General features: G+C 48.1%; 11 protein-coding genes. 4 read left to right on the forward strand and 7 right to left on the reverse strand.

Annotation, left to right across the window (positions count from 1 at the left end):
- The first annotated feature begins 58 nt into the window (after nucleotides 1-58).
- Entirely contained in the window at nucleotides 59-1,474 is a 1,416-nt protein-coding gene (locus GA0116948_RS07145) for a sialate O-acetylesterase (protein WP_089710565.1), read from the forward strand.
- Between the two features lie 113 nt (nucleotides 1,475-1,587).
- On the opposite strand, the gene xylA is transcribed toward GA0116948_RS07145, so the two are convergent.
- Both xylA and GA0116948_RS07155 read right to left on the reverse strand, forming a co-directional pair.
- Nucleotides 1,588-2,919, reverse strand: coding sequence for a xylose isomerase (xylA, locus tag GA0116948_RS07150; RefSeq protein ID WP_089710567.1), 1,332 nt, complete (start codon nucleotides 2,917-2,919; stop codon nucleotides 1,588-1,590).
- Between the two features lie 157 nt (nucleotides 2,920-3,076).
- Nucleotides 3,077-4,552, reverse strand: a complete 1,476-nt coding sequence (locus tag GA0116948_RS07155) for a xylulokinase (protein WP_089710569.1) — start codon at nucleotides 4,550-4,552, stop codon at nucleotides 3,077-3,079.
- 170 nt (nucleotides 4,553-4,722) lie between these two features.
- Here GA0116948_RS07155 and GA0116948_RS07160 point away from each other — a divergent pair, with 170 nt between their 5' ends.
- Nucleotides 4,723-5,739, forward strand: a complete 1,017-nt coding sequence (locus tag GA0116948_RS07160) for a LacI family DNA-binding transcriptional regulator (protein ID WP_089710570.1) — start codon at nucleotides 4,723-4,725, stop codon at nucleotides 5,737-5,739.
- Nucleotides 5,740-5,828: 89 nt separating this feature from the next.
- On the opposite strand, the gene GA0116948_RS07165 is transcribed toward GA0116948_RS07160, so the two are convergent.
- The 4 genes from GA0116948_RS07165 to GA0116948_RS07180 form a co-directional block, all read right to left on the reverse strand.
- On the reverse strand, nucleotides 5,829-6,251 hold the full coding sequence (locus GA0116948_RS07165) for an SH3 domain-containing protein (protein ID WP_089710572.1): 423 nt from the start codon (nucleotides 6,249-6,251) through the stop codon (nucleotides 5,829-5,831).
- Between the two features lie 24 nt (nucleotides 6,252-6,275).
- On the reverse strand, nucleotides 6,276-6,785 hold the full coding sequence (locus tag GA0116948_RS07170; RefSeq protein WP_089710574.1) for a BON domain-containing protein: 510 nt from the start codon (nucleotides 6,783-6,785) through the stop codon (nucleotides 6,276-6,278).
- Nucleotides 6,786-7,049: 264 nt separating this feature from the next.
- A complete protein-coding gene (locus GA0116948_RS07175) occupies nucleotides 7,050-8,501 on the reverse strand; it encodes a RagB/SusD family nutrient uptake outer membrane protein (protein ID WP_089710576.1) in 1,452 nt (483 codons plus the stop codon).
- Nucleotides 8,502-8,530: 29 nt separating this feature from the next.
- Nucleotides 8,531-11,674: a SusC/RagA family TonB-linked outer membrane protein gene (locus GA0116948_RS07180; protein WP_089710578.1), complete on the reverse strand. Its 3,144-nt coding sequence runs from the start codon at nucleotides 11,672-11,674 to the stop codon at nucleotides 8,531-8,533.
- Between the two features lie 746 nt (nucleotides 11,675-12,420).
- Here GA0116948_RS07180 and GA0116948_RS07185 point away from each other — a divergent pair.
- Complete coding sequence (locus GA0116948_RS07185; protein ID WP_262487056.1) at nucleotides 12,421-13,479, forward strand: AI-2E family transporter; 1,059 nt, start codon at nucleotides 12,421-12,423, stop codon at nucleotides 13,477-13,479.
- 146 nt (nucleotides 13,480-13,625) lie between these two features.
- Entirely contained in the window at nucleotides 13,626-14,894 is a 1,269-nt protein-coding gene (locus GA0116948_RS07190; protein WP_089710582.1) for a NupC/NupG family nucleoside CNT transporter, read from the forward strand.
- Nucleotides 14,895-15,002: 108 nt separating this feature from the next.
- Here the strand turns inward: GA0116948_RS07190 and GA0116948_RS07195 are convergent, their stop codons facing one another.
- Nucleotides 15,003-16,247 (reverse strand): YdcF family protein, encoded by a 1,245-nt coding sequence (locus tag GA0116948_RS07195; protein WP_089710584.1) that lies wholly within the window; start codon nucleotides 16,245-16,247, stop codon nucleotides 15,003-15,005.
- Nucleotides 16,248-16,328 lie beyond the last annotated feature (81 nt).

Raw genomic sequence — 16,328 nt, forward strand, 5'->3', positions numbered from 1 at the left:
GGGATTACAGTATTTTTTTGCAATTTTTACAAAGCTTGTAACTAAAAAAATTCCACGAATGTTGAAGAAACTTTTATGCTTATTGTTCCTGGCACCCGCCATTAGCGCCACTGCCGCCATTCGCCTGCCCGCCATCCTGGGTAGTAATATGGTACTCCAGCAACATGCTTCCGTAAAATTAAAAGGCTGGGCAAATCCCGGTGAAAAAATATATGTAACAACTTCCTGGGACCACCGTACCGACTCTACCACCGGAACCAGTGACGCCGAATTTGCGCTGTCCGTGAAAACGCCTGCTGCCGGAGGCCCCTTCACGATCACTTTCAAAGGAGCAACAACCCTTACGCTGGAAAATGTGCTGATCGGTGAAGTATGGGTTGGCTCCGGCCAGTCTAATATGGAAATGCACATGGGATATGGGCATTTGCAGCAGATCATCGACGAGCTGCCCATCGCTAGCCATCCAGACATCCGACTGTTTACCGTTGAGCATCATAGCAGCAGTTATCCCCAGGAAGATGTGCGGGGCCATTGGGAAGTATGCGACAGCAACTCCTTAAAAACCTTCAGTGCGGTTGCTTATTTCTTCGGGAAGCGACTGCAAAAGAATTTGCAGGTACCCATAGGCCTCATTAGCAGCAACTGGGGCGGTACTCCCGCCGAAACGTGGACCCCGGAAAGTACGTTACTAAAAGATCCGGTGCTGGTAGCGGATATAGCAAAAACCAGCGCCACACCACGGTTTCCCTACACTGCTGGTCGTCTTTACAACGCGATGATTGTTCCGCTGCTGGATATGCCCATTGCCGGCGTTATCTGGTACCAGGGCGAAAGCAATGTAACCCGCAGCGATGCCTACCAGCGCCTGTTTACCACCATGATAGCGGCCTGGCGGGCGGCCTGGTCACAACCGGAATTACCTTTTTATTTTGTGCAGATAGCCCCTTTCCACTACGGCGTTAGCAACCAGGCAGCCCTGCTCCGGGAAGCGCAGGCGCAAAGCCTCAGCGTCCCTAAAACCGGCATGGTTATCACCACCGATATTGCCGGAGATACAAACGATATTCACCCCAAGCAAAAACGCGAAGTGGGTAACCGGCTGGCCACGCTGGCACTCACGGAAGTATATGGCAAACGCCCGGCTGGCGCGGTGTATAGCCCCCTCTATAAGCAAATGCGGGTGGAGGGAAACAAGGTGGTTATCACCTTTGATCATGCGGAGGAAGGGTTGCAAATAAAAGGTAAAACAGCACTACAGCTAGTGGTGGCCGGTGAAGACCAGGTGTTCTATCCCGCCACAGCGAAGGTGGTGGGTAATGAATTGGAGGTTTACAGCAAGGCCGTGAAAACGCCGGTAGCTGTGCGTTACGACTTTAGCAATACCGCCGTGGGCAATATTTTCAGTAAAGGCGAGCTTCCGGTAGGACCCTTCCGTACCGACCACTGGCCGGTAGAACAAGTGGAGATAAAGTAGGCCGAAATTGCGCCCATACCGCCATGCCGCCTTTTTCACCTGCCCCTGTTGCGGCACGTTGGATAGTAGCATCAGGCTAACAGGCCTTCTTTTTAACGTATGCAGTTGAAATTTTAAATATACCGGTTGATCAGGTTTTCGAGGTATTCCTGTTTGCCGCTTATTACCGATGGTTCGCCGCTGGCGGCTGCAATGTTGCGAAGGTCTTCCAGATTTAATTTACCCGCTTCAAATTCCTGGCCTTTGCCGCTGTTGTAAGAGGCATAGCGGTCGGCGCGGATCTTTTTGTAATCGGAGTGTTGCAGGATATTATCTGCTACCAACAGGCTGCGGGCAAACGTATCTGCTCCGCCAATATGCGCATGGAATAAGTCTGCAGGATCTGTAGAATTGCGGCGTATCTTGGCGTCGAAATTAATGCCGCCGCCTTTAAAGCCACCACCTTCCAGGATAATAAGCATGGCCTCCGTAATCTCATTAATATTGTTTGGGAACTGGTCGGTATCCCAACCGTTCTGGTAATCGCCACGGTTGGCATCCATAGAACCTAGTAAACCTTCGTCTATGGCCACTTGCAGCTCGTGCTGGAAAGTATGCCCCGCCAGGGTGGCGTGATTGACTTCCAGGTTCAATTTAAAATCTTGGAGCAGGTCGTACTTGCGAAGGAAGCCAATAACGGTAGCGGCATCGTAATCGTACTGGTGTTTGGTGGGCTCGCAGGGCTTTGGTTCAATAAAGAAGTTGCCCTTGAAACCCTGCTGGCGCGCATAGTCCTTGGCGGTATGGAGGAAGCGGGCCAGGTGTTCCTGCTCACGTTTCATGTTGGTATTGAGCAAGGTCATATAACCTTCGCGGCCACCCCAAAACACATAGTTTTCTCCACCTAATGCAATCGTGGCATCCAGGGCGGCTTTTACTTGTGCACCGGCATGGGCCAGCACGCTGAAATCCGGGTTGGTGGCAGCGCCATTCATGTAGCGGCGATGGCTGAAAAGATTGGCGGTACCCCAAAGTAGTTTTACGCCGCTGGCCGCCTGTTTTTCTTTCGCGTAAGCGGTAAGTGCCTGTAGGCGTTTTTCATTCTCCGCCACATCGCTGGTATGGTCTACCACGTCTACATCGTGGAAGCAGTAGAAAGGAAAGTTTACTTTGGTAATGAATTCAAAAGCTGCGTCCATCTTGTCTTTGGCACGTGCTACGGCATCGCTCTTTTCATCCCAGGGAAAAATATGGGTGGCGCCGCCAAAAGGATCTCCACCATTGCCGCAGAAGGAGTGCCAGTAAGCCACCGCAAAGCACAAATGTGCTTTCATGGTTTTACCCGCCACTACGCGTTGTTCGTCGTACCAGCGATATGCCAGCGGATTATCGGTTTGCGGTCCTTCGTATTTAATTTGACCAATACCTTTAAAAAATTCTTTGTTGCCAAGCACCATGTTTGCCATATGATGAAATTTATAAAGTGGAATAAGATTATTTTCCCGCTGTATTTTCTGTGCAAGCATTTGCTCACCTTTTAAGGAGGAAGGGGAATGGCTATGTTCAATTACGCTTATCTATTAGTTAAAATCAGTTGCATGATTTGCTTTGCAGGGATTAGCATTACGCCAGGAACTTTTCCAGCAATTGTTTCCAATCCTGGTAATCCGCTTCCAGCGATCCTTTTGTATGGGGTGAAATAAGCTGCGCCGGTTTTATATTTTCAAATGCATTTTCCGTTGTAAAGGCCTTCACCCCAATACCCGCACCCAGGGCGGCACCTACACTACCGTCGTTTTGATACAATTCTACCGGCACACCGGTGATGTTCACAAACGTTGTGGTAAACACGTCACTTAAAAATAAATTGGCCATTCCGGCGCGGATCACCGAGGGCGATATGCCATTTTCGCGCATGATATCCAGTCCATACCGGAAGGCAAAGGCAATACCTTCCTGCGCGGCACGCACTACGTGTGCGCGGGTGTGCAGGTTCAGGTTTATTTGCTGTAGCTGCGTGCCTACGATCTTGTTTTGCAACATGCGCTCTGCACCATTGCCAAAAGGCAGTATGCGCAGGCCTTCGCTGCCGGCGGGCGCGGTGGCTGCCTCCGCATTCAGCTGCGGATAAGTAAGCTGGCCCCCGCACACGTCGTGTACCCAGCGATAAAGAATGCCCGTGCCGTTAATGCATAATAGCACCCCCAATCTTGGTGCAGCGCTGTTATGGTTCACATGCGCAAAGGTGTTAATGCGGGAAGCGTGGTCGTATACCAATTGATCGCTTACGCCGTAGATCACACCGGAGGTGCCTGCGGTGGCGGCTACTTCTCCGGGTTGCAGCACGTTGAGCGACAGCGCATTGTTAGGCTGGTCGCCGGCTTTGTAGGTAACGGGTGTGCCGGGCTTTAGCTGTAAGGCCTTTGCCACGGCGGCTGTAACCCCACCATGTTCAGAAAATACCGGCTGCACGGGTGGTATCAACGCGCTGTCGAATCCAAAATATTGCATTACATCTGAAGAAATCTCCTGGTTTTCAAAATCCCAAAAAATACCTTCCGACAATGCCGCGATAGTAGTAGTGGCATGGCCGGTGAGGCGCAGGGCAATGAAGTCGCCAGGCAGCATGATCTGGTGAGTTGCCGCATAGGTTTGCGGCTCGTGGGCCTTTACCCAGGCTAGTTTGGCGGCTGTAAAATTACCAGGTGAATTGAGCAGCTTACGAAGGCATGGCTCCGTACCAATGGCGGCAAAGGCCTGCTCACCGATCTTCACGGCGCGGCTGTCGCACCATATGATAGCGGGGCGCAATACTTCCTGCGCCTTGTTCACCATCACCAGGCCATGCATTTGGTAAGCAATGCCAATGGCCCCAATGTCTTCCGGGTGATAAGCGCCGCTGGCATGGGCGCGTAAAATAGCCTGTTGTACGTGATCCCACCACAGGTCTGGCGCCTGTTCAGCCCAGTCAGGATGGGGTACTACTATGGGTGTTTCAGTGTCGGGATATTGTGCCGTGGCCAAGGTGCGGCGGGTGGCGGCATCGGTCACCGATACCTTGATCGAAGAAGTGCCTACGTCTATACCTAAAAGCAACATAACGGGAATAGAATGGCTTTATGCCAACGTTGGCATGAAAGTAGGATTTATTGTTCAAATCTCAAAATGCCGGGAATGTTTTGTTATTTAGCAGCCTATTATACCACCGGTGGAGGAAGGGTTAGTCCGGCGCTCCCATTACCACCTCGTTTTTCCACGGAAAAATTTACATGAAAAGAGTCACTATCGAAGATATCGCGGCAAAATTAAATATTTCTTTCTCCACGGTAGCCCGGGCCCTGAACGATCATCCTGCTATTAGCGAGGCTACTAAAAATGCGGTAAAGGAAACTGCTACGCGACTAGGATACCGCCAAAACAAGGTGGCAGCTTCCCTACGTTCCGGCCGCACGCATATCATTGGGGTTATTGTGCCAAATCTCCAACTGAGTTTCTTTAGTGCTGTGGTGCATGGCATTGAGCGTATCATGAATGAAAACGATTACAATATTTTACTGTATCAAAGTAATGAAGCACTGGTGCAGGAAGCCCGTGGCATAGACACTTTCTTGCAATCCCGCGTGGATGGCATCATTGCGTCGGTAACCCAGGAAACCAGGGAGATGCCGCACTATGCAGAGATCCGTAAACGTGGCATTCCCCTGCTTTTCTTTGACCGCGCCATCGCCAACCTGGAAGTACCCAGCGTAGTAATAGACGATTTCAAAGGTGGCTACCTGGCCACCCAACACCTGGTAGACCAGGGCTACCGCCGTATTGTTCACATCAATACGGAACAAAACCTGGCCATATTTTCCGCCCGCGAGGAAGGTTACAAAGCCGCCCTTATTGCCAATGGACTGGCAGTAGATGCGTCGCTTATCGTGCGCGGCCCTTTGTCGCTGGCATTGGGCGAAGCCACGGTAGATCGTTTTGTAGCACAGCAAATACCTTTCGACGCTATCTTCGCGGTGGAAGATTTTACCGCCATGGGTGCTTTACAGGCCCTGAAGAAACATAAGATTAAAGTACCTTCAGCCGTAGGCGTGATCGGCTTTGCCAACGAAGCCTTTGGTAGTTTGGTAACACCCACGCTGTCTTCTGTTGATCAACAAACGGTGCGCATGGGAGAGGAGTCGGCCAAGTTATTTCTAAAATTGCTACAGCAGAAAGGGAAGGTGATGCCCCCGGAAAAGATTGTACTGGAGCCAATGCTGGTACCACGGGCGTCTTCCGGTAATTTTTGAGTGATATCTAAAATACGAATGGGTCCTTACTAAAAAAGTAAGGGCCGACCTTTTGGGTCAGCCCTTTTTAAAGTGATTTTACCTTATCCCTATTCGATAGGTTTTAAATACTGTGCGTATGCATAGCCTTCTGCACCACTACTGGTACGTATCAACCACCACTGATCATTGGACTTACTGATCAGGGTTACAGTATCATTATGGGCAGCTTTGCCTACTATAGGTTGATCTGTTCCAGGGCCTTTACGAATATTTAGGTTGGAAGACTCAGTAATAACTTTCAGCTTGGCACCTTCAACTGCGGTTGCTACATTAATATTGAGCACCACATCGCCAGTGAGGAAGTTAGGATCAATCTTTCCATAGATATCCCATAACTGATCCTTTACAGCTCCGGTGGGGGCTTCCCCATCTATATGGAGTACGCCATCTTGCTCATTTACCTGTAGATTGTTGGTGCCACTTGTTTTAGCTGCATCAATGAGTTCTTTGTATTTATCCTGTAATGCCATAAATATTGTATTTAACAGTAAAGATTATTTTGTAATAGTTAAACCGGAAGCATCTACTTTTTTAGGCTTCAGTGCATCCAGCGCGATTTTCAGTCTTTTCCAGCGATCAGCTTTTGATTCACCGGTGATGATCACCACACCATCTTTAACATCTGCTTTAATACCAGAAAAATCTTTCACAATAGCATCTACTGAAGTTTTTAACGCCACATCCGCAGGGGCAGTCATGGAAGCTGCCGTGGTATCAGGCGCAGGAGCAGGTGCTGGCGGGGTTACGCTAATGTTGTTAACAACACTTGTTACACCCTGGCTCAATTTGGCAGCACTTTCTGCAGCGTCTTTGTCGGCCTGACTACTAACTGTACCAGAAAGTGTAACCACTCCTTCTTTTACATCCGCGCTAACGCCGGGAGTAGTTTGCAATGCAGTGGTAACAGCCGCTTGAACATCGGAGTCCTTGGGTTTTCCCTTACAGGAAATCATAAACATTAATCCTGCTGCGAGAAACGCTGTAGTCAATTGTTTCAGTTTCATAGTCATACTGAGGTTTTATTGATTAAAAATACGACTTAAGTTAAGTATCTTTTTTCGACTGGCAATAGGTCACCTGTTTTTTATGAACGTATAGTGTTATTTGTGCAAGAATGCAAGCAAAATTCTGCGCACTCAACCGTTAGCTGAATGCTTTGGTTATGTTATGGTCGGTGTATGTTATAACACTATAGATATACAATTTAAAAAGAAAGGGGCTACCTTTTTGGTAAGCCCCTTTTGCTTTTATTAATTATATTTTCATGATCAATTTGGCACCGCCAGCTTATTCTGGTTTAATTCGTCGGCAGACATGGGCCAGATATAATTAGGTGAAGTAGGCGCTGTGCTGGAGGCGGCTCCCTTAGCCGGGAAAGCAATGCCCTGGCGGGTAATATCAGGTCCTCTCAGGCCTTCACCCAGAAACTCTATTCTTCTTTCCAGTAAGATGGCGTCCAGCAAGGCAGTAGCACTGGCAAAGCTGGCGGTGGTGTAGGTAACGCTGGGATCTGAGCGGTGACGTACCGCGCTTAACAAAGCTACGGCCTGCGCATTTACAGTATTGTTTTTCCGCACCAGCGCTTCGGCGAGGTTCAATAATACTTCTGAATACCGGATAATCGGCGCCCAGTCGGTATAAGGACTAGGCGTGGAAAACTTAATCAGGTAGGGAGATCCACCGCTGATGGTAACAAAGTCCCGGCGTGCGTCCGAAGCGCCCCAGGTAGCTTCTGCTACGATACCGCTTGCATTCAGCGAGTATTCGGCCTTACCTCCGAGGCTGCTGGGCAGGAAGTATTCGGCAAAGGAGTTTTGCGTTCCGGGTGCATCTACGTCGGCCGAGGTAAATGGAAGGGAAAATATATTCTCCGTGGTATTGATGCTGGCAAATGCATCCTTGATATTAGCTACCAGTGCAAGGCCGGCAGACGACTGGAATGGGGCGGCGGGAGAAACAATTTTGTTGGCTTCTGCAATTACCTGGTCGTAATTGCCCATACTCAGGTACACCCTTGTTTTAATTGCAATGGCGGCACCTTTAGTAGCCCGGGTAGTGTTCTGGCCTTTTGAATTGTCTTCGTAACTTTCAGGCAGCAGGTTTTCTGCAGAGTCCAAATCCGAAAGCGCCTGCTTGTAGCTATCGGCCACGGTGCTTCTTGCTTTCTGATAAGATGCCGGGTTCTTGTTACCTTCCAGGTAGATTACCAGCCCCGGATTAGTAGTGGGATTGTCCCAGTATGGGCGCGCGTATAATTGCAGCAGGCTATAAAAGCTCAACCCACGGATAAATTTTGCTTCCCCCGTATAGTTATCTGCAGTGGCTGCGTCTACAATGGTATTGCCCTTAGCCGTCATGCCATCCAGGAATACATTGGTAGCATTGATCGTCTTATAAGCGGAAGACCATAAATTTTCTACTTCCTGCGCATTACTATTTACCGAGAAATTCCAGGTCTGTAGCGCCGTAAAAGCATTCCCCTTCAAGTTAATGAATTCCTCCCCACGTACTTCATTATAGATCTGGTAACGCTCTCCGAAAAAGTTACCGTCTTTCAGCTGACCATACAGCCCATACACCTGGCCGAAGATACGCTCCGGGGTATCAAATGCCGATATATCGGATATTTGAGTGGTAGGAGTAGGGTAGAGCAGGCTTTTCTGGCAGGAACTAATCATTGCCATGGCCGCTACCAGTGAATATATTTTTAATCTTCTCATTGTTTACTATTTAAAATTTAACTGCTTATTTAGAAGCCTACATTTAAACCAAAAGTAAGCGTGCGGCCATTGGCCAGGGTATTACGGTCTATACCTTGCAGGCCAGGATTATTGCCATTAGAAGATACTTCCGGATCAGGACCAGGGTATTTAGTCCATATGCCCAGGTTGTTGCTGCTCACGTACAGTTTTACACTGCTTAGATGCGTGCTTGTCAATACGTTGCCCGGCAGGTAATAAGCCAGCGTTACACTGCGCAGTTTAATGAAGTCGCCTTTAAATACATTCACATCCAGCGGGAAGGAAGAGCCGTTGGATATGTTATCGCCATACACCACTCTAGGTACATCTGTTTTCTGGTTGGGAGTATTCCAGGCATGGAGTACGTCGGTAGAGTTATTCCAGTAACGCTGGTCTTTCAAACCTGCATTAGTACCGTAATATACATAGTTGCCTGCCTGGAACGTGGCGAGTATACCGAGTTCAAAAGATTTGTAACGGAACGTATTATCCCAGCCGCCAAAAAAAGTAGGATTTGTTTTCTTGTAGGCAACGGCGTCTGCGCCAGAAACGCTGCGGGTAGTGGTTTTGCCATCGGTAGTCATCCATTTGTTGGCTAAGCCATCCCCGCCGCCGTATAAGGAAAACTCAAATTTCTGGCCGTCAGCAGCAACAAAAATTCTTTTACCATTGGCAGGATCTACGCCAGCAGTGCGGGTTACGAATATCATCCCGATCGGATCTCCAACTTTTTGAACGCTCACGCTTTCCAGACCAGAGGTCTGGGAAATGATCTGGGTGGCGCCATCATACAGATTGGTGATCTTATTACGGTTAAAGGAAATATTAAAATCAGAATTCCATGTAAAATTTTTATGGTTAATAATAGTGGCACCCAATGCAATTTCTTCGCCGGTATTGTACATGCTGCCAATGTTCTTAGGAATGGTTGTTGGCACACCTGCGGATGGTGGCATAGGTACAAAAAGGATCAAACCATCCACATTGTTACGGTACCAGTTAAATTCACCATGGAGGCGGCTGTCGAATAAGCCAAAGGAAAGCCCAATGTTTAACTGCTTGCTGGTTTCCCAGGTCAGGTAATCATTACCAGCCTGGCTGTAGTACAGGGTAGGATCTCCATTGTACAATTTACTGCCATAGAATGAAAAGGATTTAAAGTCACTAATGCTGGCATTACCTACCTTACCATAACTGGCCTTCAGTTTCAGGTCGTTCAGCGTTTTGCCCAGGGAACTATGCGACCAGAAGTTTTCGTTGCTAACCGTCCATCCGGCAGATAGGCCATAAAAATTACCATACTTGGCATTCTTACCCAGGTTAGAGTTACCATCCCGGCGTAGGTTAGCGGAGATGAAATATTTCTCTGCGTAATTATAGTTCAAACGTCCAAATTCGGATACAAGGTAATTATAGGTATTTACGGGTGATGAGATTGGATTGGTCGTCTGCCAGCCACCTTCTACGTTGTTAAATAAGGGGTCGTTCTGGCCTGTGCGGTCTATGCCAAACAGCTCCTTGGTAGATTTTTCTTCTTCGGTACCGCCCAGTAAACTAAAGCTATGTTTACCAAATGATTTATCGAACTGGATTGTATTATCCCATACCCAGCGGTTATAAATGCCAGTGGCATTAATCGCTTCTGCGGTGGGGGAGGCATCGCCGGAAATGGGGTTTTCGTAAAGCTCATTATCGATGTGGTTCTGGTCAATGCCATATTGCGTGCGCAGGGTTACCCAGGAAAATGGTCTTAACTGTGCATAGATGCTGGATTGAATATGGTTATTGATAGAGTTAGAGCGGTCCAGGTCCAGTATTACCTGAGGGTTATAGATACCGCTTTGCACCCCTACATTGCCCATCGTGCCTATCACGCCTCCGTCTACGTTATAAGAGCCGTCGTTCAGATAAGGCGATACGTTGGGGCCGGTAAGGAAGGCCAGGCGGGCCAGGCCGCCAGAGTTAAATGCTTCCCCTTCTAGTGAACCGGAAGAGTTGGCCGACAGGTTCTTTTCGTTGGCATAGGAAATTTTGCCGCCTATTGTAAGTATTGAACCTACTTTCTGGTCTATATTGAAGAGTATATTTTTTCTTACAAATTCATTTCTTCTGAGAATGCCTTGCTGATCAGTAAAGCCGGCAGACATGTAATAAGTAGTTTTGTCGTTCGCCCCGCTGATGCTGATGGCGTGGCTGTGCGAAACAGCTTTGCGGTATACTACATCCAGCCAGTTCGTATTGATTGGGTTGCCGTTTTTATCTTCGTTAATGGCGAAGCTGGTACCAAGATTTTTCCCATCGGCTGCTGCATGGGCAATGCCTAAATTCTTATTGTCTACATACTGTTGTGCATTCAGGAGTTTTGGTAAGCGTTGCGCCTGTGCTTCGCCTACCCAGCCGCTATAAGTTACTTTGGCTTTGCCTTGTTTACCTTTTTTGGTGGTCACGAATACCACGCCGTTGGCGCCGCGGCTGCCGTAAATGGAAGTCGCTGCAGCATCTTTCGCAATGTCTATACTTTCAATATCGTTCGGATTGATGCCGGCCAGGGGGTTAGTGGGGGCAGCCGTGGAACCGATATCGCCGGTAAAAGATACCACCCCATCAATCACGATCAGGGGGTAAGAGCTGAGCGAAATACTGTTGGTACCGCGGATGCGAAATACCGGTGGGTTGTTTACCACGCCGTTTGGCACGGTAATCTGCACGCCCGCCACGCGCCCGCCCAAAGCCCCGTCGAAACTTTGTACCGGCTGTTGTGCAATGGCGGTGCCTTTTACCGTACCAATGCTACCTGTTATTTCCACTCTTTTTTGCGTACCATACCCAACCACCACCACTTCAGAAAGCGATTTGTTATCCGGTTTAATTTTGATGGTAATGTCGGAAGCGTCGGTGAGGCTTACCGTTTGCGATTCATAGCCGATAAAGGATACTTTCACCGCCTTCGTGCCCTCCGGAATGTTCAGGGAAAACAGCCCGGTGGCATTGGTAACGGTGCCGGTTCTGGTGCCAGGGATAGCCACGGTTACCCCTGCCAGTGGAACGCCGGTTTCATCGATGATCTTTCCCGTAACAGTACGGTTGTTCTGTGCCAATACTTGCGAAGCAAGCGTTAGCACGAAGGCTACTAAAACTAGTAGTTTCTTCATGTGCATCTGGATTTTGGTTGTTAATAAAAAAGATATAGCTGCACTGTCATGATAGGGAAGGAGTCCTAATCATTATAAATGCCTGCAAAATTCTTGTTGATCGCAATTGCTATTTATGAGCATAATGACTTGGTACGCAGACAAGTTTTTTTGCGCCTACGGATTGCTCGAATAATAAGAGTTGAAGACCTGCATGTGGTCAGGTCGTTATTGCAACATTGGTGGTTAAAATGCTGATTTCGTTGTTTTTAAAAAATTAGACTTTGGTTTAAGTATGTTTATTGGCCGCTACAAGTGCCAGTAAGGTTAATTATTATAACATGTTGTCATGGTAAATAATATTTGGGGATCATACGATCCTAGAACAAATTTATAAAATCGTTGATTAGACTGTTATTGGGTGGTAATTAGATTTTGGATCAATAGCAATGTTGGCGTTAATCAAATTTAAATAGTTAATCACTTTCCATCAGGGTTGTTGCTGATTTTGATTGTGGCTAATGCTCGGAAGTGAAATTAACAAAACGTATTAGTATTTACAAATTTTTTTCAGCGGTAGGGCGCAGCGGCCTTTGTTTGGGGGAAAATGTGGAAAAAAACGAGATGTACGAATAGCTGTAGCTGAATATATGGGATTGTTAAGGATATTTATTAGCTTAGGTAGGTGTAACCGGCTTTGCGACCTGTCGGTTCAAAATTTGGCTGCGAATTTGATAAAGTATTCCCACACACGTAGTTCTATCAACATGAGATCCGTAAAACTTGCTTTCTACGCCAGGTTGGCTTTGATCCTACATGCACTGGCTCTTATTCTGTTATGCATGTACCTTGGTAAGACCATTCTTATTCCCTTATTTTTTGCCCTGCTCATTTCTTTTCTGCTTTATCCGCTGGCCCTGCTCATGGAAACTAAACTGAAGTTTCCAAGGCCCCTGGCCTCCATCCTGTCGGTGCTGACTTTTGTGATATCGGTGGGGTTGTTGATCTTTATCATCAGCCGGCAGATGGTGCACCTGTCTAAAGACCTGCCCCTGCTGCAAAGCCGCATTACCGGCACCCTGGCAGAGCTGAAAGACTGGGTGGGCGATCGCTATCACCTGAACGATGCACAGCAAATGGAATACATCAATAAATCGGTGAACGGGATGATGGGTGGCTTGGCAAATTCCATCGGCACTACTTTCGTGGGCGCCTTAGAATCGGTCGTATTGTTTTTGTTCTTCCTGATCTTTATTTATTTTATACTGGATCACCGCCGCTTGCTCATGAATTTTGTGATGGCGCTGGTGAACCGGGAACACCGGTTAAAGGTACAGGAAGTAGTGGTAAGCGTACGTTCGCTGATCAATAGATATATTATCGGGCTGCTATCGGAAATGCTTATCCTGTTTGTGCTGATACTGGTGGCGCTTTTGATCTTCGGTATTAAATACGCGGTGCTGATAGCCGTAGTGGCGGCAGTACTTAATATTATTCCTTACCTCGGCATTTACACGGCCATGGCTTTCAGTATGCTCATTACCTATGCAGGCGGCAGCGGCAGCCAGGCCATTACCATTGCCATTGTAATGATTGTAGCCCACTTCATTGATGCTAATATTATTCTTCCCCGCATTGTGGGCGGACAGGTGAAGATCAATCCATTGGTGACCATCGTGGCAGTACTTACCGGGCACCTGGTATGGGGCATTCCCGGTATGTTTTTGTTTATCCCGCTGACGGCCATCATCCGCATTATCAGTGAAAAAGTAGATGAACTAAAACCCTGGGCCATCCTCATTAGTACAGACGAGCAAGAATTATAGTTAACCCCGATAATACATTAAATTATATTATAAAATAATATAATATATCTATCTGTCGTTTTTTTGCTCATTTATCGCTGTGTGCTACGGAATACATGTAGAAAAAACCCTATCTTCAACGCTTGTATTCACGATTTTAAGCGCTTATGGGACGTTTTCAGGGATTAGTTGGCATTATCCTGATATTAGGATTAGCTTTTTTATTCTCTAATAATAAAAGGAAGATCAATTACCGGCTGGTAATTAGTGGAATTATCCTACAGGTGGTCATTGCTTTGCTGGTATTTAAGGTACCTCCGGTGATCTGGTTTTTCCAGCAGGTAGGCAAGGCCATGGGCAAGGTGGAAGCCTTTGCTCACCAGGGCGCGTCCTTTGTATATGGTGGTATTGGCGTGCAGGTGCCGGATGGCAGTATTCAGAATTATGGCACTGTGGCCAATGGTTTTGTATTTGCGTTTAATGTGACGGCTACTATTATTTTGGTATGTGCGCTGGTAGCTGTATTTTATCATTTCGGCATTATGCAGCGCATTGTAGCCCTTATTGCCCGCGCCATGAATTGGGTGATGCGCGTAAGTGGGGCAGAAGCCCTGAGTAATGTGGCATCTGCCTTTGTAGGCCAGGTAGAAGCCCAAGTAATGATACGCCCTTACCTTAAAGGGATGACAAACAGTGAACTGCTGGCTTCTATGAGTGGTAGCCTGGCTTGTATTGCAGGCGGCATCCTGGTAGTGTATGCCAATATGGGGGCACAAGCAGGACTAGACCTGGCCCCTAAGCTCATCACGGCCAGCCTCATGGCTGCGCCAGGTGCGCTGGTGATCTCCAAGATCGTATTTCCAGAAACAGCGGATAGTCAAACCATGGGTACCGTAAAACTGGAAGTGAAAAGCAATTATACCAATGTGATAGATGCTATCTCTCACGGGGCAGGCGACGGTTTTAAAATAGCGATGAATGTAATTGCTATGCTGATAGGGTTTATCGCCGTAATAGCGCTGCTTAACTACTCGTTGCTGAAAATAGGCCACCTTTTTAGCCCGCATTTCGATCTTACCCTGGATTATATTTTTGGTAATCTCTTTTACCCTATGGCCTGGTCTATGGGCGTGCCGGATAGCGATGTACATAGTGTTGCTACCTTGCTGGGGCAAAAACTTACGGTGAATGAGTTTGTAGCCTTTAAAAGCCTTACCAGCAAAACTGTACCCATTCTAACAGACAAGGGCCTGCTGATTGTAAGCATTGCTATCTGCGGGTTTGCAAATTTCAGCAGCGTGGGTATGCAGATTGGCGGTATAGGAGAGATTGCACCAGAACGCCGCGCCGATCTTGCCAAGCTGGGATTAAAAGCGCTTTTTTGCGGCACACTGGCCTCTTATCTTTCGGCCACCATTGCGGGTATTCTTATGTAAAGGCATGATAACGCTTTTATACACTTCGTAATAATACCTTTGCTGAATTGCTCCCTTTCATACACCTTGAAAAAAATACCTGTACATCATTCACCACGAATGAGCCTACTACGGGTCTAATGGGTCCATCGGATCTGGCTGGAGATTGTTCAGCAAGGGAAGGAATATCGTTTCTTCCCTGCCAGCTTTGTGCAATTCTTTGTATGGAGCATAGCCTAGTTCTTCCTTACAGCGTCTTGCCATCCCAGAGGCTCCAATATAAAGCGATTGCAAAGCATCGCTCACGATGAGCAATGGTTGCTGAGAGGGCATGCCAAAGCGGTACCACATACGGGCGGCATTGCGCAGGTTTGTGGTAGTGTGGCGGGCGTAAGGCTCTATAAAAACCGCCTGGTCGGGAAGGCCAAGTTGCTGTACAAGGTATTTTTTCATCTCCACGGCTTCGGCGTAAGGCGTTTTGAATGGATGTACATGCCCGCCGGATACAATGATAAAAGGTGCCTCGTGCTTTTGGTAGTGTTCAGCCGCCAGGGCGCAGCGTTTGATGCCATTAGCGTCCAGGGGAGTGGTCAGCGTTTCCGGACCCTGGCCAGGTACCAGGATGGCGCTGTAAGGGTAATTGTTCCATTGGATGTTGGCCAGCGCTTCATAAGGGGGGCGGTTGCTGCCACCGCGCAGGGGTTCGTAACGGGTTGCTTCGTCGCGCCCATTCAGTTCCAGGGCGGCGATGGCGCTTTGCAAGGCCAGTGTGTAAAAGTCTCCTTTGTCCTTTCGCAATACAGTTTTCACTAGCTGCCGTACCTGCTGCACAGCACCCGGGTCACGGAAACGGAAACTAATACTGTCTATCCTCGCATACCGGGGCGGCTTGCCCTGCAAATACACCGCCAATACCTGGTTAGTGCCTCGTACCACGTCCAGCCAGGATTTACGAAGGTATTCGCTGTCTGCCAGATCTTCATAGAGGGGATAGGCATGCTGCTGGCGCAGGCGGGCAATAGTGCCTTGGAGGGCCGTGTCAGTACCCAGCAGGTGGATTAGCGCTGAGGCAGTATGGTCTGCATCAGGCACGGTCCACAGCAGCGGAGTTACCAGGCCGTTCAGGTCGTGACAGTCATTGGCTGCAGCAGTGGCCGCAGCGGCCCTTTGCCGGGCCAGCAGGTGTAGCGTAGGATCGTTGCGCAAACTCTTTCGCAGTGTTGCCTGCGACTGGATAGCGGCTATTAGCGGGAAAATTTTTTGGGTCCATTGTGTTCCAAAATTTTTAACAGGTGGTACTGCCGGCGCAGCGGCAGAAAGGGTATTGGCCAGCAGCAGACCCAACAAAACCTGCCATAGATAACGTTTATTCATAAGCCTATTTCAATGATAATCACCTCGCCACAAGGAGCGAAACCAAAATATATCACTTTTTTAGCACTTGACCCAAGAAGT

Source organism: Chitinophaga costaii (genome assembly GCF_900094705.1).
In the GTDB taxonomy this organism is placed as follows: Bacteria; Bacteroidota; Bacteroidia; order Chitinophagales; family Chitinophagaceae; genus Chitinophaga; species Chitinophaga costaii.